We start from the raw sequence: 25905 nt of genomic DNA, 5'->3' as shown, positions 1-25905 counted from the left end.
CCGGATCCGCTCCTACATCTCCACCGTCCGCAAACACGGCATCAACCCCCTCACCGCCCTACGCGACCTCTTCGCCGGACGGCCATGGATGCTGCCCACAACCAGCGGAAACCCCTAAACAGTTACGCGCAGTCTGGCTTTTCCGTATGCGGAACAGCTTCATCATGTCACTCGTGGGAGCGCTTTCATTTTCATTTCCGACGCGTCCGGCCCGGACGCGGCGTTGGTGGATGCGGTACGTCGCGCCCATGGTGCGGGCGCCGAAGTCGGGGTCGAGGACGAGGCCCGGGCGTCGGTGCAGGCCGCGACGCGGATCTTCAAGGCGTTCGCGGCCGGCCCGTCCGTGCCCCTCTCGGCCGGGTGGGAGGAAGCGGAAGGGGAAGCCGGGCGCGTACGCCACCAGGGGTTCGTGGCCGTGCGCGGAGCGAGCGGCGCCGTCGGCATCGCGGCTCCCGTGCTCACGGCGTCGAGCACGGCGGTGGGGGCCTTGGCCGTCACCGGCCCGCAGGGGCGGCTCCAGGTCGTCGGGGCCGTCTCGCACCTGAGGGCGGCGTGCGCCGCCGTCTCCCGCGCGCTCCAACGGACCCCCGACATGGCGCCGGCCCATTGAAGGTCCGCTGAAGGCCCACCGATGGCCCGCTGAGGCGAGCCCTGTCGTACCCGTGCGGGCCCCCTCGTCGCACGGGTACGGGAGGCCCCAGCGGACCACGACCCGGGGGAGCGGGTCATGCCGCCGCGGACACCGTGCCCGGACATGGGGAGGCGCACGTCAGGCCCGCCGGGCCGTGATCAGCGCCGGCGACAGCCGGGCCGCCAGGAACTCCGTCCGGGCCGCATCCAGGGTGTCGCGGATGAGATCGGCCGACGCGGTCCCGTAGATGCCGGCCACACTGCCCCGGAAGATGCGCACGACCTTCAAACGGTCGGTGAGCAGCGCCACCGCCCACGGCGTCAGGTCCTCGCGGACGACATCTGCGAAGCCCGCGCGTTCCAAGTCCCGCAAGCGGTCGGCGAGCGGGGTCGTGAAGAACACCCCGCGCGGGTGAGTGACACGGAACGCATCCGAGGGCTCTTCGTCACCGGGCGTCAGGCTGACCTCCTCGGTCAGGACGAGCAGGCCGCCGGGCCGCAGCAGCCGCCCGGCCTCGCGCAACACCTCGCCGGGTGCGGGGAAGTGCGGCATCGACCCGGTCACCCAGACCACGTCCAGCGAGGCGCCGGGGAGGGGGACGGCGGTGGCGGACGCGCAGATGTCGGTCATTCCGGTGCGCCCCTGCGCGCGGTTGATGTTCCGGCTGACCGCGCAGTGCTCGGGGACGAGGTCCACGCCGTGGGCACGCCGTACGGAGAGCCCGCCGGCGCTGATCTTGTCCACCGTGTACCGGAGCGCTCCGCCGAAGCCGCTGCCCAGCTCACACACGTCCAAGGGGCCTTCGCCGTGGGCGAGCACCGCATCGGCGACCAAGTCGCAGCCCTGCGGACCGAAGTGGCCCATCTGGTCGAGGCCCAGCAGACCGGCCGGACCCTCCTCGCCGCTGAACTCGACGATGGAGCGTTCGGTGCGCTCCCAGTCGTGCAGCGCGGGGAACAACTCCCGGTGGTAGCGGAACTGGACCCCCCGCTGTCCGGTCGGCGAGCCCGCTCCGGCCGTCGCCCCCGGTGCGGGCCCGGGCCCCGGTCCGGTGTCGTGCTCCGCGGTGTGCGGGCCGGTGTCCGCCATGGTGACGCTCCTCGGTGGTCCGTACGGTGGTCGCCGCGCGGGCGGGGCGACGGGAAATCGATCCTGGCCGCCGGCCCGGCAGGCACCGGACTCCGGGCGCGCCAGAGGGTCTAGTGCGGCTCCGGAGGCCGGAACTCGGCGGGTACGGCGGCGCAGACGGAGTCCAGGATCGCGAGGGCCTCCTCGGCCTCGTCGTCCGAGGCGACCAGCGGCGGGAGCAGCCGGAGCACCTCCGGACGGCCCAGGCACGGCGAGACCACGAGCCCCTTGCGGCCCAGCTCCATCAGCACGTCCCCGGCCGCCGCGGGAGTGGCGAACTCCACGCCCCACATGAGCCCCCGACCCCGCACCTGCGTCACCAGCCCGGGGTGCCGGCCGGCGATCCGCGCCAAGCCGTCGGCGAGCAGCCGCTCCAACACGGCCCCGCGCGGGGCGAGTTCCTCCACGGCCGCGAGTGCCGCGAGACCGGCGGCCGCACCGAGTGGATGGCCGGAGAAGGTCGTGGTGTGGGTGAACGGGTCGGCCGCCAATGGCGCGTACAGCTCCGGCGTGGCCAGTACGGCGGACAGCGGCTGCACACCGCCGCCGAGCGCCTTGCCCAGGAGTACCGCGTCGGGACGCACCCCGGCGTCGGTACTGACCAGCCGCGGACCGCACCGGCGCAGACCCGTCTGGATCTCATCGGCGATCACGAAGGCGCCGTGCGCGTGCGCGGCGTCGGCGAGCGCCCGCAGGAAGCCGGGCTCCAACGGCCGCACCCCGCCCTCGCCCTGGACCGGCTCGACGAGGACGGCCGCCACCCCGTCCCCCGCGAAGGCGGCGGGGATCGCCGCCGGATCGGCCGCGATGTGGGTCACGCCGCCCAGCAGGGGCTCCAGACCCTGCCGGTAGCGTGCGTTCCAGGTCGCGGCGAGCGCCCCGAGGGACTTGCCGTGGTAGGCGCCCTCGATCGCGATCACCCGGGTGCGGCCCGTGGCGAGACGGGCCAGTTTGAGGGCCGCCTCGACCGCGTCGCAACCGTTGAGCCCCAGCCACACCTTGGTCAGCCGTCCCGGATCACCCCAAGCCGCCAGCCGCCGGGCCAGTTCGGCGGTCGTACGGTTGGCCAGGACCCGGGTCGACACCGGCATCGCGTCCAACTCTCGGCGCACGGCGGCCAGGACGGCCGGGTGGCGCTGCCCGAGCAGGGTCACGGCGTAGCTCCCGAAGTCCAGTGCTCCACGGCCGTCGGAGAGCAGCAGGCGGGCACCCTCGCCGCGCATCTCGATCGCCCCGGAACCGTTCATCCCGTACACCAGGGCCAGTTGCGGGGACTGGTGGCTGCGCGTCGCGTCGAGCGCGCCCCGGGCGGCCCCACGTCCGTCGCTCGCGGTCATGGGTTGCGTCCTCTCCTCGCCCGGCCGCGACGATCCGACGCGGGCGTGATGGGAATCCGTCCAGGGACGGTTCTATCGCTCCGCCGCGCCGCTGAGAAGTCACGTTCCGGCTGCCGGAACAGTCGTTGCCGGGACCGTGGAGCCCTGAAAGGCTGGGGGAGGCCGAGGGAGCTCCGATTCCGTGCCCGACGTGACCCGGAAATCCGGTGACGCCCTCCGAATCGCCTCCGGACGAACGTCCGGGGACAACCCGACGCCCCGCCGGCAGCCGCATCGGAAAGGTGCACCGAACTCCATGGAGACCACTTCGGCACGTGCCGACGCATTTCCTGATCGGGGAATGCTGCCCGATCCGGGAATCCTGAAAGACCGCCTGGCCGCCTTTCTGGACGAGCGCGGGGTCACCTGGGACGCGGTGCTGCGGGAGGCGGACCAGGGCGTGGGCAGTCCGGCGCTCGCGGTCGCCGCCGGATCCGTGCCGGCCGGCTTCGGCAACCACCGCAGCGACCTCGACCTCTTCGTCCTGGTGGAGAACGACCGGCTCACCCGCTTCCCCATCCAGTCGCACGAGCACGGCACGCTGATCGACGTCAACATCCGCCGGGCGAGCGCCGTCCGCGACACCACGGCCGACCTGCGGGGCCGGCCCTGGCCCCGGTTCGACTCGGTCGGCGAATCCGGCTGGAACCACCGGCGGCGCGCCATCAACACCGCGAACCGACTCGCCCTCGGGCTGCCGCTCGTCGCCACCCCGCCCTGGGACGCCTGGCACGCCGACCTGCGCGGGCCCTGGCACGCCGACGTGGTGGAACAGTGGTGGACGGTGGAGGCACACCGGCTCGCCCAGGCCGCCCGCTGGCTGCTCGGCGCCAAGCCCATGGCGGCGGCGGCCCGCGCGCGCGAGGCCGCGGTCGCCGCGCTCAACGCCCGGGCGGCGGCCGGCGGGCAGGTCTACTTCCCCGCCAAGTGGGTGGGGGAGAAGCTCAAGGCGCTTGACGACGCCGAGGGCCTGGCCGTCCTCGGCGACGTACTGGCTCCACCCCTCGACCCCCGGGAAAGGGTCCCGCACTGCCTCGACCTCATCCACGACCTGGTCGGTGAAGCCGCCCCGCTCCACGCGGTACTGCGCTGGTCCACCGGTGTCGGAACGACCGTCCTGGACGACCGCACGATCGTGGACCGATGGCAGCTGCGCGCGCTGGAGGTGCTCCGGTCGGACCTGCCGCACGACGACAGCGACGCCGTCGTCTGGTCGGGCCCCGCCGGCTCCGCGCTCCCCGACGACCTGCTGCCCCTGTTCGCAGGCGACATGCTGTGGCTGGGAGTGGCCCACCCCGCCCCGGAGGTACCCGCGTGACGCCCCCCGGCACCACCGTCCCGACCGGCCCGGCGGCGGGCGAAGCCGCCCCGACCGACCTGCGCCGGCTCCTCGCGTTCCGCGCCCACGGCGCCGCCCGCCTGCTGCTCGGCTGCCGGGCCCGCATGGAGGACATCGAGGGCGCCACCATCGCGGGCCAGAGCGAGGCCGCCGTGCTCATGGCCTACGAACTCGTACAACTGTCGCTGTCGGTACGGGGCCTGCGCACCGAGGGCGAACTGAGCTACGGGCACGACGAGGCCGCCTCCGACCCCTTCGCCGGCGTCCCGGCCGACGAGGTCGAGGCGGGGCTGCTGCTCGCCGCGCGGGGCCGGGAAGCCGCGACCGGCGACCCCGCGCGGGGCGAGGAATGGCTGGACCGGCTCCGGGATCACCTGCGGGACACCGAGGCCCTGCTCGGATACCGCGAGCCGCTGCCCGACGTGCGCTCCGGCAGCGGGCTCATGAAGGGCTTCAAGCTGGCCCGCACCTGGCAACCCCACCTCCAGCGCGTCGGCCTCCCCGACCTCCTGCCGGAAGCGTGGACGCGCCGTGTCGACTGATCCCGTCCCCGCGACCGCCCCGGGAGGCGCGCCGCCGCTGGTCCTGCGCGGCGTCGGCAAGCGGTACGGCTCCGCGATCGCCCTCGACGATGTCTGCCTGCACATCGCCGAAGGCGAGATCGTCGGCCTGCTCGGACACAACGGCGCGGGCAAGACCACGCTGATGTCCCTGGTGGCCGGGCTGCTGCGGCCCGACGCGGGGGAGATCGAGGTACTGGGCGTTTCCACGGCCCGTGAACCACGCCGGGCGCGTCTGCGTCTCGGCCTGGCCCCCCAGGAGCTCGGCGTGTACCCGCCGCTGACCGTGAAGCAGAACCTCCGCTTTTTCGCGGAACTCGCCGGGCTGCGCCGCCGGGAGGCGGACCGGCGCATCGAGGAGGCTGCGGAACCGCTGGGCCTCGCGGGCCTGCTCGAACGCCGTGTCGGCGGCCTGTCCGGAGGCGAACAACGGCGCGTGCACACCGCGATGGCCCTGCTGCACCGGCCGAAGTTGCTCCTGCTCGACGAACCGACGGCAGGAGTGGACGTCGAGACCCGGGCCCGGCTCATCGCACACGTCCGCGACCTGGCCGCCGCCGGTACCGCCGTCTGCTACTCCACCCACTACCTCGGCGAGGTCGAGGACCTCCACGCGAGCGTGGCCGTCCTGGACCACGGCCGTCTGGTCGCCCGCGGAACCATCACCGACCTGGTGCGCGACCACGGTGACGGAGCCGTGGAACTCACCTTCTCCGGCACCCCGCCGCCCCTGCGCGTCCCCTGGCCGGTGACCCACGCCGGCGACATGCTGCGCGTGCACGCCCGGGAGCCGCACCTCGCGGCCCCCGAGGTGCTCGCGGCGCTCGGCGACTCACTGCCCCGGCTGGTCAACCTGCGCGTACTCCGGCCCAGCCTGGAGACCGTCTTCCTGGCCCTGACGGGGCAGCGGCCCGGGACTGCCGCCTCAGGCCCTCAGCCCGACGGGGACAGCGGGGACGGCCCGAAGCCGCCGGCCGGCCAGACAGTGGAGGCGGGACGCCATGGGTGACGGGTCACCGGGCCGCATCGCCGCACTGGTCCGGCAGGACGTCAGACTCCTCCTGCGCGACCCGGCGCCGCTCGTCGTCCGCACGGTCATGCCCCTGCTGATCATGGGCTTCATGCAGCCGCTGTTCCGCGCGGCGCTGCGGGCCGGCGACGTCAAGGACGCCACCGGAGCCGAACAGGGCGTGCCCGGGATGGCGGTGATGTTCCTCTTCTTCCTCGTCACCGTCGTGGGCTTCGCCATGTTCCGCGAGCACGGCTGGAACACCTGGGACCGGCTCCGGGCGGGCCCCGCGCGACCCTTCGAGCTGGTCGCCGGACGGATCGTCGTACCCCTGGCGGTCGCGGTGGTGCAACTGGCCGTGGTCTTCGCGGCGGGCGGCCTGCTGTTCGGACTGCGCGTGCGGGGCTCCTGGACCGCGCTCGTCGTGGTGGGGGTGCCCCTCGCCCTCTGCGTGGTCCTGGCCGGCATGGCGCTGGTCGCGCTCTGCCGCACCATCGCGCAACTCAGCGTCTTCGCCAACCTCCTCGCCCTGCTCTTCGCCGGCCTCGGCGGCGCGCTGACCCCGCTCTCCGCGCTGCCGCAGTGGGCCCGCCCGCTCGCCCCGGGCGTCCCCAGCTACTGGGCGATGCGCGGCTTCTCCACCGTCATCATCGACGGCGGCGGCGTGCGCGCCGTGCTGCTCCCGGCCGGCGTGCTGTGCGCGTTCGCGGCCGGCCTGACCGTCGTGACCCTGCTCTTCTTCCGGGTCCACCACCGCAAGCTCTCGTGGTCGTGAGGCCGTGCCGCCGAAGCCGCCACCCCCGCGACATCCGAGAGGAACGCCATGCCCGCCCTCGTGGTCTTCGACTGTTTCGACACCCTCGTCCTGTCCCGCCCGCTCCCGGGCGCGGACCACTTCACCGCCTGCCTCACCGACGTACTCGCCCTGGATTCGCGGCAGGCGGAGGCCGTCGTGCGGACGGTGTTCGACGCCATCCTCACCGCGCTGGCCGACCCCTGTGCGCCCCAGCCGCCGACCCTCGACCTGCTGGACACGGCCCTGCGGGAGCGGGGCGAACCACGGGACAGCGCGGATCTGGAGGAGACGCTGTGGCAGGCGCTCGGCTGCGCCGACCCCGACCAGTACACCCTGTGCGTGCCGATGGCGGACGCGATGTCCCGCGCCGCCGCCGCCGGCCACACCGTCCGCATCATGTCCAACTGCTACCTCCCGGGCCCCCTCATGCGAAGGCTCCTGCACGGCCTGAAGGTGCCCGAGGTGTACGACCGGGCGCTGTTCACGGCGGACGGCGGCCCGAAGAAGCCGGACCCCCGCGCATTCCGGCTCATCGGGAAGGGCGTGTTCGAACGGCGCGTGATGGTCGGGGATTCCGCGGAACTCGACATCGAGCCCGCCCGCGCACTCGGCTGGGACACGGTACGCGTGAATCCCGCGCACCCCGATCCGGCTCGGCTCCTGGCTCTCCTGGAACTCTGAGAAACAGTTCCTCCGTCGCCCCGGGAGAATTCCCGCCGGTTCGTGTTCCGCACAAAGAAACACTTGCTGATAAGACGGCCGCCGTCTGATTGTGTTCATCCCGTACCGATCGACGATCCGTACGGAACCGAATCCGAGGGGAGAGGCATGACCAATCCCGCCGCGGACGCGACGGAACGGGCCGACCACACCGAAGCCCCCCACCTGTCCCTCCTGAACGCCGGTTGGAGCACGGCCTGGACACCGGGCCCGCCCCGCGAGGGAGCCTCCGGCGCCGACCGCATCCGGGACCTCGGAGCGAACGGCTACGCGGCCCTTCCGATCCCCCGGGAGTTCGGCGGCGCCGGCGCGAGCCTCGTCGAAGTGGCCGCCGCCCAGCGCGCGTTGGGCATGGTCGATCCGTCGGCCGCGATCGCGCTCAACATGCACGCCTTCACCGTCGGACTGATGGCCGACTACTGGCAGCGCCACCGGGACTCCAGCTGGATGCTGCTGGAGGGGATCGCCCGGACCGGCGCCCTCGTCGCGTCCGCGTTCGCCGAGCCCGGAGGCAGCCCCAACTTCATGAGCAGCCGCTCCGAAGCGGTCCCCACCGGCAAGGGGTACCGGGTCTCGGGGACGAAGTTCCCCTGCTCCCTCGCCACCACGGCCACCCTCGTGTGCCTGACGGCCCGGGTCACCGGCACCGACGACACGATCCTCGCACTGTGTCCCCGCTCGTCCCCGGGCCTCACCGTCGAGGGGGAGTGGTCCTCGCTCGGCATGACCGACTCGGACACGGCCGGGCTGGTCCTGCGCGACGTGGAACTGGACGACCGGCTCGTCTTCCACCGGGGCCCCGCCGACGTCATCGACGACAACGTGATCTCCGGGATGGTCTGGTTCGCGGTCCTGCTGAGCGCCACCTACCACGGCGTCCTCAGCGGGCTGCTGGACGTGGCGTACCGCCAGGTGATCCGGGCGCAGGCCCACGGCCCGAGGACCGCCCTCCTCGGCCGCGCCACCCGTGAACTGCTGACCCTCGGCGGATCCTGCCGGCAGCTCGCCGCGGACGTCGCCTCCGGCGCGGTCGCGGGCCGGGCCGCGCTGGCCGCGGCCGTCGGCCTTCGGGCCTCGCTCAGCGACACCCGCGACCGGGTGCTCGCCGCCCTCACGCCCGTCATCGGCAGCCGCCTGTACGGAAAGGGGCAGGCGGCCGCCTCCCTCCTCGTCGACTCGCTCGCCGTCCACCACCATCCGCCGTCCCTGCTGACGTGCGACGACGTGGTCGGAGCCTTCTGTACGGGACGTGAGATCAGCTTCGATCCGGCCGTCTGAGCCGGCCGGCCCCCTGCCCGAAGGAGACACACAGCCATGCCCCACGTCGAGGTCAACCTGCCCATCAAGGCCCCGGCCGCCGACGCCTGGCGCGCCGTCACCCGCCTTGAGGACTACGCCGCCTACATGGAGAACGTCGAATCGGTGACCGTGCTCGGCGCATCGGAGAGCGGCACCCGCACCAGCGAGTGGTCGGTGCTGCTGAAGGGATCCGTACTCGAATGGGTGGAGGAGGACGAACTCGACGAGGAGAAGCGCGTGATGTCGTTCTCCCAGGTGTCCGGAGACCTCGACGAGTTCACCGGATACTGGCGCGTCGACGACAGAGGCGACGGTACCTCGGTGGTCGTCTTCTCGGTCGACTTCGAGATCGGCATACCCCTGCTGGCCGACATGCTGAACCCCGTCGCCGCCAAGGCCCTGCGCGAGAACTCCGAACACATGCTCCGCGCCATCGAGCGGCGGATCACCGTCTCGTGACCGACCACCCGCACGTCCTGGTCACCGGGGCCACCGGAGCCGTCGGCGGCGCCGTGATGCGCGCGCTCACCGCGGCGGGTCACCGCCCCCACGGCGTCAGCCGGCGCGGGGGCGCCGGACCCCGGCAGCACGCCTGGCAGGCCGGCCGGGAGGCGCCGCCGCCCGCCCTGCGCGGCCCGTGGGACGCGGTGGTGCACTGCGCCGCCGACACCCGTTGGAACCTGCCCTTCGAGGAAGCCGAACAGGCCAACGTCGCCCCGCTGCGGGCGGTGCTGGGCCTGACCACCCCGCGGACCCACCTCGTCCACCTGTCCTCCTCCTACGCCACCGGCCTCGCCGGGGACACCGCCTCGCCCGACCCGGAGGCGTACCGCAACTCGTACGAGTGGTCCAAGGCGGCGACCGAACGGCTGGTCCACGCCGAACGGGAGAGCGCCGACATCGTCCGCTTCCCCGTGGTGATGGGCGCCCGGGCCGACGGACTCCTGGACCGGTACAGCGGATTCTTCTGGCTGCCCACGTCCCTGTGCAGCGGCGCCGTCCCGGCGATGGTGGCCGAGGAGAAGGCGCTGCTGGACATCGTCAGCACCGACGACGTGGCCGAACACGTCACACGGCTCGTCGGCGGCGACCCACCGGCGGGCACACGACTGTCGATCCTCGGCCGCGGCGACCGGGCCCAGCCGGTGGCCGAGGCCTTCGAAACGGTCCGCGCCGCCCTCAACACCTGGCGCGCCCGGCACGGGGTGCCCCCGCTGGAGCGCCTCCCGTCGATGACGCCCGAGCAGTGGAACCGCTTCTACCTGCCCTTCGCCGAGGAACACCTGGACCGGGCGCAACTGCTCCGGGTCACCGCGTTCCGCGCCTACCAGGGCTACCTGTCGGTCACCGAACCGTTCGAGGTCACCCACCGGGTGCCCGACACCGCCCTGGTGCTCCACCGCTCCATACGCCGCTGGGCGCAGACCCACGCGAGCGCCGCCCGCAGGATCCCCCGACCGTGGCGGACCTGACCGGTACGCACCGCGGACACGGCGCCGCGGGAAACCGCCCGAAGGCGCAGACCGGCCCGCCGGGCCAGGAGTGTCGCCGTTCGCCCAGGAAGGAAGAACCCGCCATGAGGAACATACGTGTCGCGCTCGCCGGTACAGGCAACTGCGCATGGAGCTTCGCCCAGTTCGTCGCTCTGGCCCAGGCCGACCCGGACACCAGGCTGCCGGGACTGATGTGCCACACCCTGGGCGGCTACCGGCTCGCCGACGTCCGGATCGTCGCGGCGTTCGACGTGGACGAGGCGAAGGTCGGACTGCCCCTCGCGCAGGCGTTCACCGCCCCCGCCATCTCCGCCACCGGCTTCACCGCGCTCGGCGCCGACCGCGACGCCCCGGTCCTCCCGGCGCCCGTGCTCGACGGCCTCACGGGCCCGCTCGGCGCGGTGATCCCGATCGCCTCCGCCGCACGGGACGCCACCCCCGAGGACGTGGCCAAGGCCCTCGTCGAGCACGAGGCCGACGTCCTGGTCATCGCCCTGCCCACGGGCGCCTCCCAGGCCATCCGGATGTTCGCCCAGGCCGCGCTCACCGCCGGCACCGCCGTCGTCAACTGCACCCCGGAGGAGCTGGCACGGGACGCGAACGTCAGCCGCAGGTTCGCGGACGCGGGGGTCGTCCTGCTCGGCGACGACCTGCGCAGCCATCTCGGAGCCACCTGCCTGCACACCGCCCTCATCGAACTGCTCCTCAGCCGCGGACTGGAGCTGGAGAGCACCTACCAGCTCAACGTCGGCGGGAACACCGACTTCCTGAACCTCGCGGACACCTCCCGCTCCGCCTCCAAGTTCACCTCCAAGGCCAACGCGCTGCGGGCGGCCGGGATGACCGACGTCGACGGGGTCGCGGGTCCCTCCGGGTTCATCGGGCACCTCGCCGACACGAAGCTGTGCTTCGCCAACGTCACGGCGAAGTCCGTGCTCGGCTCGCAGGTGCGCATCGACATCAAACTCCAGGTGGAGGACAGCCCGAACGCCGCCGGCGTCATCGCCAACGCCGTACGCGCCGCGAAGACCGCCGGCGACCGGGGCCTTTCCGGCGCGGTCGACGGCCCCTCCCCTCTGCTCTTCAAGAGCCCCCCGCACGGTCTGCCCGAATCCGAGGCCAGGACCGCGTTCCTGGACTTCGCCTCCTGAGCCGCCCCGGTCACCGAAAAGAGAGACGGTCCATGCTGTCCATACAACGCGACTCCCGCTCGGTCGAGGACCTGCCCTACGAGCTGGTCGAGCGCAAGGGAGTGGGTCACCCCGACACCATGTGCGACGCCATCGCGGAGCGCATGTCCCGCTTCTACTCCCTCCACTGCCTCAAGGAGTTCGGCGGCGTCGCCCACCACTGGTTCGACAAGGTCACGCTCTACGGCGGTGGGGCGGACACCGACTACGGCCGGGGCGAACTCACCTCGCCGTACCGGGTGATGGTCTTCGGGAAGGCCGCCTTCCGGGTGGGAGCCGTCGAGATTCCCGTCCAGGAGATCGTCTTCCGCGCGGCCGCGGAAGTCCTGGCGGAGGTCACCACCGGCTTCGACGCCTCCCGCCACCTGGTCGTCGAACTCGGCGTCGTCGACCACCAGGGCTCGGGCCGCGGCCGCTCCCGCTACCAGCCCGCCTCGCCGCAGGACCTCGTACCCCTGCGCTCCGGCGGACTGGTGTCCAACGACACCAACCTGCTCCATGGCTACGCCCCGCTGTCCCGACTGGAGAGCGTGGTGCTCGGGCTGGAACAGCTCGTCAACGGCGCCCCCTTCAAGCAGCGGCACCCGGATTCCGGCTGGGACGTCAAGGTGTTCGGCAGCAGGCGCCGGGACGCCTTCAGCCTCGTGGTCAACATGCCCTTCCTGGCGGCCCACATCGAGTCGATGGACCACTACCTGGCGCGCAAGGCCGTCGTGCGGCAGGAGCTGGAGAAGTACATCGCCTCGCTGGGCATCCACGACGTCCGGCTCCTGGTGAACGCCACCGACCGCAACGGCCGCCCCTACCTCACCGCCCTCGGGTCCGTGGCCGACACGGGCGACGTGGGCGTCGTCGGCCGGGGGAACCGGGTCAACGGCCTCATCACCCCCATGCGTCCCATGAGCATCGAGGCGCCGGCCGGCAAGAACCCCCTCGACCACACCGGGAAGATCTACAACGTCATGGCCATGCGGCTGGCCCAACAGGTCCACGAGGAGTTCGGCGGACCGGCGCAGGTGCACATCTTCACCTCCAAGGAAGCCCCGCTGGAGCACCCCGACGAGGTCGTCGTGACCACCCCCGACGCGGACGAGCCGGCTCTGCGCGCCCTGGTGGAGGCCACCGTCGCGAGCTCCGCCGACCTGACGGTCGAGCTGATCGAGAAGGGCATCACGCTGTGGTGACCGCCCGACAGGCCCGCGACCTCGTCACGCGGGCGCGCGCCGGCGGACCGCGCGCGGACACCGGACCGGCCCCGACCGCCCCGCCCACGAGCGGCAGCCACTTCGTGGTCCTGGTCAAGCCGGAGGTCATGACACCGTCCGCGGCGCCCGAGGCGGCCGCGGAAGCGGTACGGGTGCTCGACGAGGCGGAGGTGGACGTGCGCCGCGCGGCCGTCGTCCCGGCGGGGGAGTTCGCGCGGCGCGGGTACCTGCTCCTGCACTACCCGCGCCTGCACCGGCTGACCGCCGACGGGCCCGTGGTGCTCACCTCCGGTGCCCGGCGGGAACTGCGCTCCCTGGTGGGCACGACGGGTACCGGCGAGGCCTTCGGGGCCTACGAGGCGATGACCCGGGAGGTGGACCTCACCCCGCAGGCCCTGGACGAACGCTGCCGGGACGCGGGCATCCACAAGCTGGGCTCCGGCTCGTACGCCTCGGTGACCGACCTGGACGGCCGCCCGGTGATCGTCCTGAACGGCTTCCTGCCGGCCCTCGCCGAGGGCTACACCGGGTCCGGAGCACTCGTCGGACTCCTGGAATGCCACAGCCGGCGCGAGATCGATGCGTTGCGCGGGGAGGTCCTGGGAGAGCTCCATCCGGCGCGGGCGGCCCCGGACTCCCTGCGGGGCGCTCTGGGAGCCCTGGCCCGGAGCCGGGGCATCGCCGTCTCCGAGGGCCGCAACGCCGTCCACCTGTCGGCAGGCCACCTGGAGGGCATGTTCCAGGCCTGGCGGTACTTCGCGGCGGCCGACGGACGCGGCATCGAAAGCACCGCCTTCGGCGCGAGCCTGGCCGAGCGCGGCGTACCGGCGGCGTCGGTGGCGGAGCTCGCCGCCGACCACAACCTCACCGAGGACTCCGGGGAGACCTTCTCGCCGCACGGCGCCACCGAGGGGCTGCGCCGCGAGGACGCCATCGACCACATACGCGCATGGGCCACCGGAAAGGGGCTGGGAACGACATGAACATCCTCGAACGGGGGCTCGCGGGTCGCACCGCGGTGGTCACCGGCGGCGCCCAGGGCATCGGCGCCGCCGTGGTCGCGAGACTGTGCGCGGAGGGATGCCGAGTCCTCGTCCTCGACAAGAGCGCCGAGCACGGCCGCGCCGCGGTGAAGGAGTGGCGCGAGCTCGGCCACGAGGTGAGCCTGGCCGTGGGCGACGTGGTCGACGAGGAGTCGGTACGGGCGGCCTTCGCCGGTCTCCCGGCCGGCTGGTCGGCGCCCACCCTGCTGGTGAACCTCGCCGCGGGCTTCGTCTTCAAGGGCTTGGACGCGACCCCGCAGGAGTGGCACGCCGCACTCGACCCCACGATCGTCGGACTGTCCCTGGTCACCCGGGAATTCGTCGCCCGACTGCCGCAGGACGCGGCCGGGGCCGCCATCGTGAACATGGCCTCCATCTCGGCGCACATCGCGCAGAGCGGATACCTGACCTACAACACCGGCAAGTCGGCGGTACTGGGCTTCACCCGCTGCGCGGCCCAGGAACTGGCCCCCCGGGGCGTACGGGTCAACTCGGTGAGCCCCGGGACGGTGTGGAACGCCAACAACGAGCGTTACCACCGCGAGGCCCTCGGCCTCGACCGCGCGTCGGCCGAAGCCGACCCGGACCACGGCGGGAAGTTCCTGCTGCGACGGTTCGCCGACCCGGAGGAGATCGCGGCTCCCATCGCGTTCCTGCTGTCCGCCGAGGCCGGCTTCATCACCGGCACCGACCTGCCGGTCGACGGCGGATACCTGGCGGTGTGAGCGGTGATAGACCTGCACACCCACCACCAGCGCTGCGGGCACGCCACGGGATCGCTGCGCGACTACGTCACGGCAGCGCTCGACCGGGGCGTCAAGGTCCTCGGACTCTCCGACCACACCCCGATGTTCAAGGAGGAGGTGGACCAGGCGCTGCCCCGCGTGGCGATGCCGAAGTCGCAGTTCCCCGCCTACATCGCCGAGGCGCTCGCCCTCAAGGAGGAGTTCGCGGGCAGCATCGAGATCCTCGTCTCCACCGAGGCCGACTTCTTCCGCGGAAGCATGGACGCGTACACGAAGGAGCTGAGCGCGTACCCCCTGGACTACGTCATCGGCTCGGTCCACATGTTCGAGGGCCGGGACATCTTCGACGTCACCCGCTGGGAGAGCGTCGAGGGGGACGACCTCGGCGCGGTCAAATCGCGCTACTTCCGGGAGATCGCCGCCTGCGCCCGGTCCGGCCTGTTCCACGTCATGGGCCACGTGGACGCGCTGAAGGGCAACCACCCCCGGCTCGGTTCCGTTCCCGCGCCCGCCGCCTCCGACGAGATGCTCCGCGCGATCCGGGACTCCGGAGCCGTCATGGAGATCAACACCTCCGGCGGCACCAAGATGTGCGGCGGCTGGTATCCCGAGTTCGACCTGCTCGAACGGGCCCACCACTTCAGGGTCCCGATCACCTTCGGCTCCGACGCACACGTCCCCGAACGAGTGGCCGACCAGTACCCGGAGGTGGCCAAGGTGCTCGGGGAGATCGGGTTCCGGACCTGGACCGTGTTCCGCCGCGGCGCCCCCGTGACCCGCCCGCTGTTCTGACCGCTGCCGCGGTGGCCGCTTCGGCCGCCACCGCGCCACCCCCGCAGGATGTTCCCGACCGTTCCCCGTGGAGTCCCCATGCTCGTCAGTGACCTCGTATCCCGTGACCCGGACGGGGCGACCACCCGGTTCCTGCGCGTCCGGGACCAGACGTTGAAGATCGTCACCAATTCGCCCGAGGCCGGCGGCCTGGTCTCGGAGACCTTCTGCCCGCCGGGCATGCTCGGCGTCGCCGAGACCGACGGAGAGGAGGCCCCGGACCTCGTGATCGCCGACGTGGCCCGGGACCCCTCCACCGTGGCCGAGTTGCTCCGGCGGTCGGCCCAGACGGCCGTACGGGGTGCGTACGAACTCACGCGCCACTACCGACAGCCCCGCTTCGACGCCGAGGGCCACACCGTCTTCGTGCTCCGGGACCAGAACTCCGACGAGGTCGCCGCCCTGATCCGCACCGAAGGGCGCATGACCCTCGTGCGCCCCCGGTCCGGGCTGGGGGACCGGTGGCTCACCCGGATCATCCGCGACGTGGCCACCAGGATCGCCAAGGCCGAAGGCTCGCTCGTCCTGCACTCCTCCGCCTTCGTGTACGACGACGGCGCCTACCTGGTGATCGGTGACTCCGGGGCCGGCAAGTCGACGACGGCCATCGCACTGGCCCGGCTGCTGCCCTCGGCCGGCTGGATGGGCAACGACCGCATGCACCTCGACCGGCGCGGACAGGGCTACCAGGTGACGGCCTGTCCGCTGCCCCTCGCCGTCAACAAGGGCTCCCTCGACGTCATGGGCATCACCGACTTCGGATCCTGGTCCGTGCGGGCCGGCTTCCCTCAGGCCGGATCGGACTGGGACCGGTTCCAGGGCGAGGACAAGCTGAAGTTGAGCTCACAGGAAGTCGGCCGGTACCTCGGCGTCCGCGTCGTACCGAACGCACCGCTGGCGGGAGTGATCCTGCCCCGTGTGGACCGCGAGGCGGACTACTCCCTCGCCTCCGCCAGTGCTGCCCACGCCACCGAGGTGGTCACCCGGAACTGCTTCTCCCTCGACGACAACCTGTACGGCGAGGACTGGCTGGACGTCCCCGTTCGGCGGCGGGCGGCGCCCCCCTCGATCGACGCCTTCCTGGAACACCTGGCGAAACTCACCGTGTTGCGCTGCTCCGTGGGCAGCGCGGCCGATGTGGCCAGGCTCGCGGCCGACTTCGAGGACCGCGTACGCACGTGAGGGCGCCCGCCGGAACACGGTTCAGCGCCCGCCCGCCTCCAACTCCGAGGCAGTCTTGGCGACCAGGTCCAGATTCCCGCGGAAACGCGTCCAGAAGCGCAACACCCAGCCGAGGTACCAGGTGCCCAGGCTCGCGTCACGCCGCCCCAGCAGGGTGACGTGGCCGTGCCTGGGCAGGAACCACAGGGCGCCGAGGAGGGCCAGGTCACAGGCGTCGGAGTACGGGATGCCCAGACGGGTGTGCAGCCGGCCGAGGAAGAGACCCGTCGCCTTCGGGTCCAGCGCGAAGTCCCCCCGCCCGAGGCGGCAGGAGAGCCACAGCGCCTTGCCCGCGTCGGCGGGCCGACGGGAGAAGCCGGCCTCGTCCCAGTCGATCACCGTCAACCGGCCGGTGCCGTCCGATATGAGGTTGCGGCCGTGCAGGTCGCCGTGGTGCACCAGCAGACCCTCCGCGCTCGTCAACCGGGCCGCGCCGTCCAGAAGTTCGTCGAGGTGCGCGTCCATGGCGCGGCCCAGCCCCCGCCACTCACCGGTCAGCAGCGGGTCCACGAGTGAGCGCTCCGACGGAGCCCCCTCCAGCCACGGCGAGGCGTAGTCCCCGACCAGCGTGTCCTCGGCCCGCACCCCCTCCGCACGCGCCGCCAGGTCGGCGAGGACGTCCACGACCCCGCCGATGTGCCGTCGCGCGTCGTCCGACGGCGTTCCGGGCGCGTACGGACGCACCACCACCAGCCGGGGCCGCTCCGCCCCGTGGAAGCCCAGGTCGAGCACCGGCGGGTACCAGGGCGTGCCGCGCAGGGCGGAATCGACGCGGCCGATCCGCCGGAACTCCGCGGCGCAGGAGCGCTCCGCGCAGTGCACCTTCACCGACAGCGCCCGGCCGCCCCAGGTCACCCGATAAGAGGCGTTGAGGCCCCGGCCGTCAAGGAGTTCGGCCCGCCCCGCGGCGATGAGCTCGACGACCTCGGGGACGGTGGGCGGCGCGGCCCCCGTCACGAGGGCCGGCCCGCCGCACCGCCCTCGAACCAGTCGGTCACCGCAGTGACCAGCTTGTCCAACGGCAGGGCGCTGTCCAGCCGCAGCACCGGACACGTGAGCCCCGCCAGCCAGCGCTCGTCCTTGGACCTTCGGCCCGGCACGTCGGTGTCCTCGTAGCCCTTCGCCCAGTCCATGAAGTCGTGGTGGGCCGTCTCCAGCTCCCCGCCCGAGCCGATGTTGTCGCCGTACCGGACGACCTCACGGCGCATCAGCCGGTCCATCCGGACCTTCGGGTCGATGGTCAGGAACACCACGCCGTCGACCTGCGCGATGACACCGTCGCCCCAACCCCGCAGCGTCCCGGACAGCACCCAGGCGGCGCGCGGCACGAACAGCGCGTCCATCAGCGCCAGACGTGCCTCGACGGGACGTTTGTGGATGTACGGCGGAATGGTGGGCAGCCACAGGTAGTCGTCCACGTCCGCGTGAGCCGCCGCCCACAGGGTCGCGAGCGCGCGGCCGAGCGTGGTGCTGCCCGCCCCACTCGGCCCCGTGACGAGCAGTCGGTGCGTGTGCATCCGACGCCTCCCCTTCCTCGGGTGTCCCTTGACCGGGCGCACCAGACTAACCGGCCGACCCGTCGTGCGACACGGCGCACGGGAAGCCGGGCCGCGTCGCGCCGGCCCGGAACCGGGCCCGCGGTACGGACAGATCGCCGAGCGGCGGCTACGCTCGCCGCCATGCCGAACGCACTCGTGTCCGGTGTCTCCCGGGGCCTGGGGGTCCACCTGTGCCGTGCGCTCCGCGCGGCCGGCTACCGCGTCCTGGGCGTGGGCCTGTCGCCCTCGCCGGGCGGCGACCACGTCGACGACTACCGGGCCCTCGATCTGCGCGAGCCGCTCGCCGACGACCTCTTCGCCGCCGAGGACGTCGACGTGCTGGTCGGCAACGCGGGCGTCTACCTGGACGATCCCCGCGGCGGTTACGGCGACCTCTTCTCGCTCACCCTCGACGACCTGCGGGACACCTTCGAGGTCAACCTGTTCGGCACCGCCCGACTGGTCCTGCGGTACGCCCCGCAGATGCTCGCCCGGGGCTCGGGCCGGATCGTCTGCGTCTCCTCCGGCATGGGACGCCTCCAGGACGCGGACGGGGCCTCCTTCGCCTACCGGTCGTCCAAGCTGGCCGCCAACTCCCTGATCCTCTCCGTGGCCCGACACTTCGCCGCGACCCCCGGCGACCTGGCCTCCTTCGCGTACTGCCCCGGCTGGATCCGTACCGAGATGGGAACGCCGGACGCCCCGAACGAGCCCGCTCCGGCCGCCGCCGACCTGGTACGACTGCTCGGCGTGCCCGCCGCACGGTCCAACGGCCGGTTCTTCCGGGGGCTCGACGAACTGGGCTGGGACACGCGCGGGCCGATGGTGTCGGAACCCGACTGAATCCCAAGTCCGTTCCGCTCTGCGGAATCGCCCGGGACAGGCCCGGCCGTCCTTGTCATGATCGGCCGTGACGATCGGGACCCGGCACGGCGCGGGCCCCACCCAGACACGGGGGTGATATGCGACATGACATCGAGCGCACCCACGCACCGGTACACCGTCCGTTCACACGTCGACAGCACCGGCCTGACGTGCTCGCCGTCCGTGGCGCGGCACATCGACCGCCTCGCACGCCCCTACCTCTCCCTCGAACCGGGCCCCTGCCCACCCGGGGCCTGGGAGGTCGTCGCCGACACCGAGCCCCCGGCGAGCGCCCTGCCGGAAACGGTCACCGCGCAGGGTGAGTCGAGCCTCCACTACGCCGTCGACCGCGCCCGCAAGACCCTCTACCACCTGGCCCCCCGGGGCGAGGCCTGGGCCACCCAGTCCCTCCTGCGAGCGACCCGGGCGATCCACCGCTCGACGGCGAGCCGACAGGGCATGCTCTTCCTGCACGCCGGACTCGTGGAACTGGACGGACTGGGCGTCGCCCTCGTCGGCGGCAGCCGGTCCGGCAAGACCACCTTCGTCATGGCGAGCGTGCTGCACGGCGCGGGCGTCATGGTGTGCAACGACGACGTGAGCCTCACGGCGCAACCGGACGGGAACGGGGTCCGCGGCGTCGGGTGGCCGAGATCCGTCTCGGTACGGCTGGACACCCTGGACCTGTTGTTCGGACCGGAAGCGGCGCGAGCGGCGCGCTCCTCGCTGACGCATCCCGCCAACCAGACGCTGGACAGCCTGCGCGAATCGGGTGTCGAGGAGCACGGCACGGCCCTGATCTACCCCTGGGAGTACGCGAACCTGCTGGACACCCGCATCGGCCGATCGGCAACCGTCGACGCGATCGTCCACCTCAGCCTCGCCGACGACCCGTCGGAGACCGGCGCGGCGGACGTACCGCCGGCCGAACGCGCCGGCCTGCTGGAGCGCCACGTCCTGGGCCTGCCCAACAAGCACCTCAACATCTTCGGCCACGCACCGGACGACGCCGCCGCCGGCCGGACCCGTGACGCCCTCGCGGCCCTTCCCACCTTCCGCTTCCGGTACGCGTTCGAGGACGCGAGCCGCGAGGTGGCCCGGCTCGCCGACCACCTCCGCGCCCGCGTGCCGGCGCCCGCACGCTCCCCGGAGCACCCCCTCACAGACCGAGCCGCACCGGCCGGTCCGGGGCGCCACCGGTGAGCAGGGCCGTGAGCGGGGTGCCGAGATCGCGCGGGGCGAAGAGGTCCGGGCCGCGGTACCTGACGACCTCCGGCGCCCGCCACCACCGCGTACCCGTGATGTTCTCCGCGGCGAGCTCCTCGTCGGTCAACTCCCCGCGCGGGGTGAAGGCCGCGACGCGCACGAGGTAGTAGTCGTTCACGGCGCCGTCGTACCCCCGGCTGACGTCGGGACGCACCACCTCCTGGTGCCACACGTGCGGCGGATCACCGCCGGTGAGGGCGAGCCCCACCTCCTCGCGCAACTCCCGGCGCAGGGCGTCGAGCGGGCCCTCGCCCGGGTCCAGACCCCCACCGGGCGTCGCCCACAGGACGAGCGCTCCCGCCGGCTCGCGCAGCAGGAACCGGCACAACAGGACGCGGTCCTCCTCGTCCAACACGATCGCGCGCACCGAGTGCCGAAGCTTCAGCGAAGTCACCGGTACACCGTACGCGCCGCACGGGTGACCGCGTCCGGTCGCCCGGTTCCTCCGCTTCCATCCGGCCGGCCACCGGCCGGGACATCGCACCCAGAACAGAGAGGGGAAGGGCAGCCGTGCTCTCCTTCCGTACCCACGTCGCCGCGGTCCCCGGCATGGACGACTTCGACGAGGAGGCCGTCCTCGCGAAGATCCACCTCGCCGACGACGACATCCTGATGCTGTCCGGTTCGCTCGTGGACGGCTCGGGCACCCCGTCCTCGGACTTCGACTTCTGCGTCATCGCCCGGTCCAAGGACGACAGGTTCCACCGCGACACCTTCCCCCGCGAGCAGCACATGCGGTACTACACCAGCGGCGATCGGGTGAAGGCGAGTTTCGACTACCTGCCCCACAGCCTGCTCGGCGTGGACGTCGAGTACTGGACGGTGCACGAGGTCGCCGCCATGCTCGCCTCGCACGCGCGGCTCTACGCCCAGATGCGGACCCGCGCCCGCAAGTCCTCCGGATTCGCGGCGTCGGCCGTCGACTTCCGGGTCCTGTCGCGGCTCACGTACGGGATCCCGCTCACCAACGTCGCCGCGTTCGCGGAGCTCGCCGCCGAGGTGCGCCCCGAGGAGGTGGCCTACACGGCCTTCCGCGCGGCCGTCGGCAGCTACCCCGACTTCCGCGACCTGGCCGGCATGTGGGCGCAAGGAGACCACACCTCGGCGCTGATCGCGGCGCGCAAGCTGGGCGTCGACACCTTACGGGGCCTGACGCACGTCCACGGCAACACCAACCGCAACCCGAAGTACCTGGCCCGCTTCCTCGCCCGCCTCCCCGTTCCGGCCGAACTGGCTGATCGATTTGGTGAGTTGAATGCCTTCGGTATCGGGCCGCAGGCCGATGCCGCCGATGCCGTCCTGGAGTGGCTCGACCTCATCGACCTCGCCTTCGCCGAGATCCGGGCCGGCCGGGAGAAGGCGGAGGCGTTCGTCGGCCGCGCGGACTTCCTCGGCCTGCTGAAGGAAGAACTCCACGAGAGCATGACCTGGAACGCCGAGATCTCCAACGAGTACTGCTTCCGCGCCCGCGAGGTCGAGCCCGGCCTGCCGTCCCTGCGCGAGCTGCTCTCCGCCATGACCGCCCGCGAGGCGGCTCCGCACCACCTGCCGCTCCAGGAGTGGGCGAAGGGCCGTACGGCACCCGTCGGGGAGAACAACAAGTCCGCCTGAGGGGGCCGCGCCAGGCCTCCGTCGACCACCTGGGGGAGACACCCTTGTGCCGGATCTACGGCTACTTCGGATCCGATCGCGACGTGCGCGCGATGGAGGCCGCGCGTGACGCCCAGCTGCCCGGCGGCCCCGATCGGCAGGCCCACGTCCGGGGGGAGGACTGGGGCCTGGGCTGCAACCGCCTCGCGATCCAGGACCCGTCGCACGGCCGCCAGCCGTTCACCAACGCCGACGGCTCGGTGCACGCCGTGTTCAACGGCGAGATCTACAACTTTCGCGCCATCAGGCGGGAACTCGCCGCGCACGGGGTGCACGTCGACGGCGACTGCGACGGCTCCGTCCTGCTTCCCTACTACGAACTGCACGGCGACCGCTTCGTGGACCGGCTCGAAGGCATGTACGCCATCGCCCTGGTGGACCTGCGCTCAGGGCGCAGCCTGAAGCTGTGGAGCGACCCGCTGGCCGTCAAGAGCCTCTACTACGAGGCCACCGCCGACGGCGTCACCTTCGCATCCGAACCGCGCGGCCTCGCCGCCCTGCGGACGAGCCGCCCCGACGTGGATCCCCACGCCGTCGACCACTACCTGAACTGGCAGTGCCTGCCGCCCGGTACGTCGCTGTACACCGGTGTGTCCGCCCTCCGCGCGGGCGAACACCTGGTCCACGACGGCCACGCGACCGTCCTCCGAGCGGGGCGACACACCGACACGCCCCCGCCCGACGGCACCTGCACGCCCGCCCGCCTCGGCTCCCTGCTGACGGCAGAGGTGGAGCGGATGTCACTGCAGTCCGCGCCCGTGGCCGTACAGCTCTCCGGAGGCCTCGACTCCGCCGTCCTGGCGACCCTGCTGGGCCGCCGCCGCACCGACGTCACCGGCTTCCACGTGACCCACGAAGGCACGCACCCGTCCGACGAGGAGACCTACGCGCGGGACGCCGCCGCGCACGCCGGCATCCCGCTCGAAGTGGTCGAGATCCGCGAGGCGGAGCTGCCCGAACTGATCCCGCCCATGGTGGCGGCGCTGGGCTCTCCCAACGCCACGCCCCACGCGCTGAGCGCCCACGTCCTCTTCCGGGAGATCGCCCGGCGGTCCTTCCGCGTGTGCTTCGTCGGCGACGGCGCGGACGAACAGTTCGGCGGCTACCGCCGCTACAGCACCGCGCTCGCCGCCACCGACGACACGTGGCCCGAGCGCTACCTCGACCGACTCTCGCTGATCCCACACGAGCGCTACCGCTGGCTCTACACGCCCGAGTACCGGGCGCTGCTCGACTCCGGCGGAAGCAGCCGCGCCCGCGCACGGGAACTGCTCGGCCCGCCGGCCCCCGCACGCCTGGAGCAACTGCTCACCTTCGACCGGCTGCACAAACTCCCCGGCCTCAACCTCCGCAAACTCGACCACCTCTCCATGGCCCACGGGATCGAGGGCCGGGTGCCCTACTGCCAGCCGGCCGTCACCGACTTCGCACGCCGAACCCCCGACACGCTGAAGGCCACCGCGGTCCGACGCAAAGGGATCCTGTGGGACGCCGGCGCCCCGCTCGTCCCGGAATCGGTGCGGACACGGCAGAAACAACCCTTCACCTTCCCCGTAGACGCGTTCCTGGCACCCGGCACCAAACTCTGGGAGTTCGCGCACGACGTGCTGTCCCGGCCCCGGCTGAGCACCGACGGATTCCTCAGCGGCGCCGCCGTGCGTGAAGTCCTGGACACGCACACCGTCCGCCGCGACCAGGCCCGACTGGTGTGGGGCCTGATGATCCTGGAACTGTCCCTCCTGCCCCTTCCGTGAGACCCCGTCACCCGGGCGGCACGCACGCGGTACCGTCCCGAAGCAGGGCAGGACCCCTTCAAGAGAAAGGTGCGCCGGTGCGCAGCATCCACGTCGTCACCCACCCGGAGGCGAGCCACCACGTCGAGGGCCTGGTCGGCGGATGGCACGATTCCACGCTGACCCCCGAAGGAGTGCGGGAGGCCGCCGCGATCGCCCGCGCCTTGCGGGCCGAGATCCCCGAGGGCGCCGAAGTCGAACTGATCTCCTCGGACCTTCGGCGGACCCGGCGCACCGCGCAGGAGATCGGCGGTCTGCTCGGTGTGGAGCCGGCCCTGGACCGCCGGCTGCGCGAGAAGTCGTACGGAGAGGCCGAGGGCAGGCCCCAGGAGTGGCTGGACAAGAGGTTCGTCCCGCCGCCCGCGATCGGCGACCGGATGGGTCACGACGAGGGCATCGAGGGATCGGAGACGCGGGCCGAGTTCGCCGGACGGATCTACGAGGCCATGGACGGGATCCTGACCCACCCGTACGAGCACCAGGTCATCGTGACCCACGGCTTCGCACTGACCTTCGTGGTGGCCGCCTGGATCGGCATGCCGATCGACTCTCTCGGTCACGTCAACTTCCGGGTCGCCTCGGGCAGTATCACCCATCTCCGCGAGGACGACTTCTTCCACAATCGCCAGCTCGTCCGCCTCGGAGACACCCGCCACCTCGAAAGCTGACGACACGCGCGGCCCGCCGTACGCGCCCGGCCGGCGTCGCGAGGACCGGACACCCGGTCGCGCTGCTGGCCGCTACGGGCGGGACCGGTGGCGGGCCGAACGTGCGGCGCTGCGCCGTCGGAGGAGGTGGGCGCCGGCGGCCAGTGCCGCGACACTGGCGACGGCGGTGGTGATCACACCGGTCGCGCCGGTGCTCGGGAGCGAGGTCCCGTCGGCGTTCGTCTTCTGCCCGGTCGCTCCGGAAGTGGCGTCGTCGGCGAACGTGGACGTACTGCCGGCGGGTGCGGCGCCGGCTCGCGCGGAGGCGGACGGGGACGGGGTTGGCGAGCCGGTGGACGTGGGGCTGGACGAGGGGGCCGGGGAACCCGAGGGCGCAGTGGGCCAGGCGCGCGAAGACCGCCCAATACCTGGCACTTCGCGCGAGGATTGTGCTGCGTTGCGCGGACGGGGAGACGAACAAGCAGACCGCGGCCGGCCTCGGCATCGACACCTCGACCGTTGTCCGGTGGCGTGGTCGATTCATCGCGGGGCGTCTGGACGGCCTGGCCGACGAGCCCAGGCCGGGCCGGCCGCCCTCGATTCTCCTCGACCAGGTCGAGGAGGTGATCGTGGCGACGCTGGAGTCCACTCCGGGCCGCGACACCCACTGGTCGATGGCCTTGATGGCGGCTCGCACGGGGCTGTCGAAATCGACGGTCGGCCGGATCTGGAAGCGGTTCGATCTCAAGCCCCACCTGCAGGATTCGTTCAAGCTGTCCACCGATCCGCAGTTCGTCGCCAAGGTCGTCGATGTCGTCGGCCTCTACCACAATCCACCCGAACGAGCCGTGGTGTTATGCGTGGACGAGAAGAGTCGGATCCAGGCACTGGACCGCTCGCAGCCGGTGCTGCCGATGATGCCGGGCATGCCCGAGCGCCGCACCCACGACTACCTGCGGCACGGCATCACCAGCCTGTTCGCCGCATTCAACATCGCCGACGGAACCGTCATCAGCGAAATCCACCGCCGCCACCGGGCCATCGAGTTCAAGAAGTTCCTGGTCACCATAGACAAAGCGGTGCCCGGTGACCTCGATGTGCACTTGGTGTGTGACAACTACGCCACCCACAACACCGCGGAGATCAGGACCTGGCTGGCCAGACACCCGCGCTTCCACGTCCACTTCACCCCCACGGGCTCGTCCTGGATCAACCAGGTCGATCGGTGGTTCGGCCTGCTGACCGACAAGCTCATCCGTCGCGGTGTCCACACCTCGGTGAAGGCCCTCGAAGACGACATCCGGGCCTGGGTCGAGACCTGGAACGAGAACCCGAAACCCTTCACCTGGACCAAGACCGCCGACGAGATCCTCAACTCCCTCGCCGATTACCTCACCAAAATCACCCCACCAGACACCCGGAACCAGGCGCAAACTTAGTGGTCTGCGTCGTAAGTCCTTCGGGGGTTGATCACGCGGCCTTGGCGGCGGAGGATTCTTCTGGGTGATCGGCGGTGTGCTGGTCGAGCCTGGCCAGGAGATCGTCCAGGTCGGAGGTGGT

26 protein-coding genes are annotated in these 25905 nt (G+C 72.1%); 21 read left to right on the top strand and 5 right to left on the bottom strand.

What is annotated here, in order from left to right; translation table 11 throughout:
- The first annotated feature begins 226 nt into the window (after positions 1 to 226).
- Positions 227 to 610 (top strand): IclR family transcriptional regulator, encoded by a 384-nt coding sequence (locus tag OTB19_RS34575; RefSeq protein WP_267802691.1) that lies wholly within the window; start codon positions 227 to 229, stop codon positions 608 to 610.
- 159 nt (positions 611 to 769) lie between these two features.
- Here the strand turns inward: OTB19_RS34575 and OTB19_RS34570 are convergent, their stop codons facing one another.
- Positions 770 to 1720 carry a class I SAM-dependent methyltransferase gene (locus OTB19_RS34570; RefSeq protein WP_267802690.1) on the bottom strand — a complete coding sequence of 317 codons (951 nt, stop codon included), beginning with the start codon at positions 1718 to 1720 and terminating at the stop codon, positions 770 to 772.
- 110 nt (positions 1721 to 1830) lie between these two features.
- Positions 1831 to 3096: an aspartate aminotransferase family protein gene (locus OTB19_RS34565; protein WP_267802689.1), complete on the bottom strand. Its 1266-nt coding sequence runs from the start codon at positions 3094 to 3096 to the stop codon at positions 1831 to 1833.
- A gap of 340 nt (positions 3097 to 3436) precedes the next feature.
- Between OTB19_RS34565 and OTB19_RS34560 the strand changes: the two genes are divergently transcribed.
- The 14 genes from OTB19_RS34560 (at position 3437) to OTB19_RS34495 (ending at position 16548) form a co-directional block, all read left to right on the top strand.
- Positions 3437 to 4453: a hypothetical protein gene (locus OTB19_RS34560; protein ID WP_267802688.1), complete on the top strand. Its 1017-nt coding sequence runs from the start codon at positions 3437 to 3439 to the stop codon at positions 4451 to 4453.
- Positions 4450 to 5016, top strand: a complete 567-nt coding sequence (locus OTB19_RS34555) for a hypothetical protein (protein ID WP_267802687.1) — start codon at positions 4450 to 4452, stop codon at positions 5014 to 5016. Before OTB19_RS34560 ends, OTB19_RS34555 begins: the two co-directional genes overlap by 4 nt.
- Positions 5006 to 6043 carry an ABC transporter ATP-binding protein gene (locus OTB19_RS34550; protein ID WP_267802686.1) on the top strand — a complete coding sequence of 346 codons (1038 nt, stop codon included), beginning with the start codon at positions 5006 to 5008 and terminating at the stop codon, positions 6041 to 6043. The genes OTB19_RS34555 and OTB19_RS34550 overlap by 11 nt, the downstream gene beginning before the upstream one ends.
- Entirely contained in the window at positions 6036 to 6818 is a 783-nt protein-coding gene (locus OTB19_RS34545; protein WP_267802685.1) for an ABC transporter permease, read from the top strand. Before OTB19_RS34550 ends, OTB19_RS34545 begins: the two co-directional genes overlap by 8 nt.
- A 48-nt stretch (positions 6819 to 6866) precedes the next feature.
- On the top strand, positions 6867 to 7520 hold the full coding sequence (locus tag OTB19_RS34540; RefSeq protein ID WP_267802684.1) for an HAD family hydrolase: 654 nt from the start codon (positions 6867 to 6869) through the stop codon (positions 7518 to 7520).
- A 147-nt stretch (positions 7521 to 7667) separates the two neighbouring features.
- On the top strand, positions 7668 to 8837 hold the full coding sequence (locus OTB19_RS34535) for an acyl-CoA dehydrogenase family protein (protein ID WP_267802683.1): 1170 nt from the start codon (positions 7668 to 7670) through the stop codon (positions 8835 to 8837).
- 36 nt (positions 8838 to 8873) lie between these two features.
- On the top strand, positions 8874 to 9317 hold the full coding sequence (locus OTB19_RS34530) for a type II toxin-antitoxin system RatA family toxin (protein ID WP_267802682.1): 444 nt from the start codon (positions 8874 to 8876) through the stop codon (positions 9315 to 9317).
- Entirely contained in the window at positions 9314 to 10330 is a 1017-nt protein-coding gene (locus OTB19_RS34525) for an NAD-dependent epimerase/dehydratase family protein (RefSeq protein WP_267802681.1), read from the top strand. Before OTB19_RS34530 ends, OTB19_RS34525 begins: the two co-directional genes overlap by 4 nt.
- A gap of 104 nt (positions 10331 to 10434) precedes the next feature.
- Positions 10435 to 11502, top strand: coding sequence for an inositol-3-phosphate synthase (locus OTB19_RS34520; RefSeq protein WP_267802680.1), 1068 nt, complete (start codon positions 10435 to 10437; stop codon positions 11500 to 11502).
- Between the two features lie 32 nt (positions 11503 to 11534).
- Positions 11535 to 12725, top strand: a complete 1191-nt coding sequence (locus OTB19_RS34515; RefSeq protein ID WP_267802679.1) for a methionine adenosyltransferase — start codon at positions 11535 to 11537, stop codon at positions 12723 to 12725.
- Positions 12722 to 13729, top strand: a complete 1008-nt coding sequence (locus OTB19_RS34510) for a hypothetical protein (protein ID WP_267802678.1) — start codon at positions 12722 to 12724, stop codon at positions 13727 to 13729. The genes OTB19_RS34515 and OTB19_RS34510 overlap by 4 nt, the downstream gene beginning before the upstream one ends.
- Complete coding sequence (locus OTB19_RS34505; protein ID WP_267802677.1) at positions 13726 to 14514, top strand: SDR family NAD(P)-dependent oxidoreductase; 789 nt, start codon at positions 13726 to 13728, stop codon at positions 14512 to 14514. The genes OTB19_RS34510 and OTB19_RS34505 overlap by 4 nt, the downstream gene beginning before the upstream one ends.
- Before the next feature lie 3 nt (positions 14515 to 14517).
- Complete coding sequence (locus OTB19_RS34500) at positions 14518 to 15327, top strand: histidinol-phosphatase (RefSeq protein ID WP_267802676.1); 810 nt, start codon at positions 14518 to 14520, stop codon at positions 15325 to 15327.
- A 78-nt stretch (positions 15328 to 15405) separates the two neighbouring features.
- Positions 15406 to 16548: a hypothetical protein gene (locus tag OTB19_RS34495; RefSeq protein ID WP_267802675.1), complete on the top strand. Its 1143-nt coding sequence runs from the start codon at positions 15406 to 15408 to the stop codon at positions 16546 to 16548.
- A gap of 21 nt (positions 16549 to 16569) precedes the next feature.
- Here the strand turns inward: OTB19_RS34495 and OTB19_RS34490 are convergent, their stop codons facing one another.
- Together OTB19_RS34490 and OTB19_RS34485 are read right to left on the bottom strand one after the other, a co-directional pair.
- The gene (locus tag OTB19_RS34490) at positions 16570 to 17544 is read right to left on the bottom strand and encodes an aminoglycoside phosphotransferase family protein (protein WP_267802674.1); all 975 of its coding nucleotides are present in this window, start codon (positions 17542 to 17544) and stop codon (positions 16570 to 16572) included.
- Entirely contained in the window at positions 17541 to 18104 is a 564-nt protein-coding gene (locus OTB19_RS34485; RefSeq protein ID WP_267802673.1) for a hypothetical protein, read from the bottom strand. Before OTB19_RS34485 ends, OTB19_RS34490 begins: the two co-directional genes overlap by 4 nt.
- 162 nt (positions 18105 to 18266) lie before the next feature.
- On the opposite strand from OTB19_RS34485, the gene OTB19_RS34480 reads away from it, so the two are divergent.
- A complete protein-coding gene (locus tag OTB19_RS34480) occupies positions 18267 to 18968 on the top strand; it encodes an SDR family NAD(P)-dependent oxidoreductase (protein ID WP_267802672.1) in 702 nt (233 codons plus the stop codon).
- 126 nt (positions 18969 to 19094) lie between these two features.
- Positions 19095 to 20192: a hypothetical protein gene (locus OTB19_RS34475; RefSeq protein ID WP_267802671.1), complete on the top strand. Its 1098-nt coding sequence runs from the start codon at positions 19095 to 19097 to the stop codon at positions 20190 to 20192.
- Here OTB19_RS34475 and OTB19_RS34470 read toward each other — a convergent pair.
- Positions 20149 to 20649 carry an NUDIX domain-containing protein gene (locus OTB19_RS34470; RefSeq protein ID WP_267802670.1) on the bottom strand — a complete coding sequence of 167 codons (501 nt, stop codon included), beginning with the start codon at positions 20647 to 20649 and terminating at the stop codon, positions 20149 to 20151. The two genes, OTB19_RS34475 and OTB19_RS34470, sit on opposite strands and share 44 nt — an antisense overlap.
- 116 nt (positions 20650 to 20765) lie before the next feature.
- Between OTB19_RS34470 and OTB19_RS34465 the strand changes: the two genes are divergently transcribed.
- The 4 genes from OTB19_RS34465 to OTB19_RS34450 all read left to right on the top strand — a co-directional run bounded on the left by OTB19_RS34465 (position 20766) and on the right by OTB19_RS34450 (position 25784).
- Positions 20766 to 21866, top strand: a complete 1101-nt coding sequence (locus tag OTB19_RS34465; protein WP_267802669.1) for a hypothetical protein — start codon at positions 20766 to 20768, stop codon at positions 21864 to 21866.
- 44 nt (positions 21867 to 21910) lie between these two features.
- A complete protein-coding gene (asnB, locus tag OTB19_RS34460; RefSeq protein WP_267802668.1) occupies positions 21911 to 23659 on the top strand; it encodes an asparagine synthase (glutamine-hydrolyzing) in 1749 nt (582 codons plus the stop codon).
- Positions 23660 to 23736: 77 nt separating this feature from the next.
- The gene (locus OTB19_RS34455) at positions 23737 to 24366 is read left to right on the top strand and encodes a histidine phosphatase family protein (RefSeq protein WP_267802667.1); all 630 of its coding nucleotides are present in this window, start codon (positions 23737 to 23739) and stop codon (positions 24364 to 24366) included.
- 320 nt (positions 24367 to 24686) lie between these two features.
- Positions 24687 to 25784, top strand: a complete 1098-nt coding sequence (locus OTB19_RS34450) for an IS630 family transposase (RefSeq protein WP_267802666.1) — start codon at positions 24687 to 24689, stop codon at positions 25782 to 25784.
- Positions 25785 to 25905 lie beyond the last annotated feature (121 nt).

It is taken from the genome of Streptomyces sp. H27-H5 (assembly GCF_026627505.1).
Taxonomy (GTDB): Bacteria; Actinomycetota; Actinomycetes; order Streptomycetales; family Streptomycetaceae; genus Streptomyces.
The sequence above is the reverse complement of the archived record's forward strand: the minus strand, read 5'-3'. Positions and strand labels throughout refer to the sequence as shown.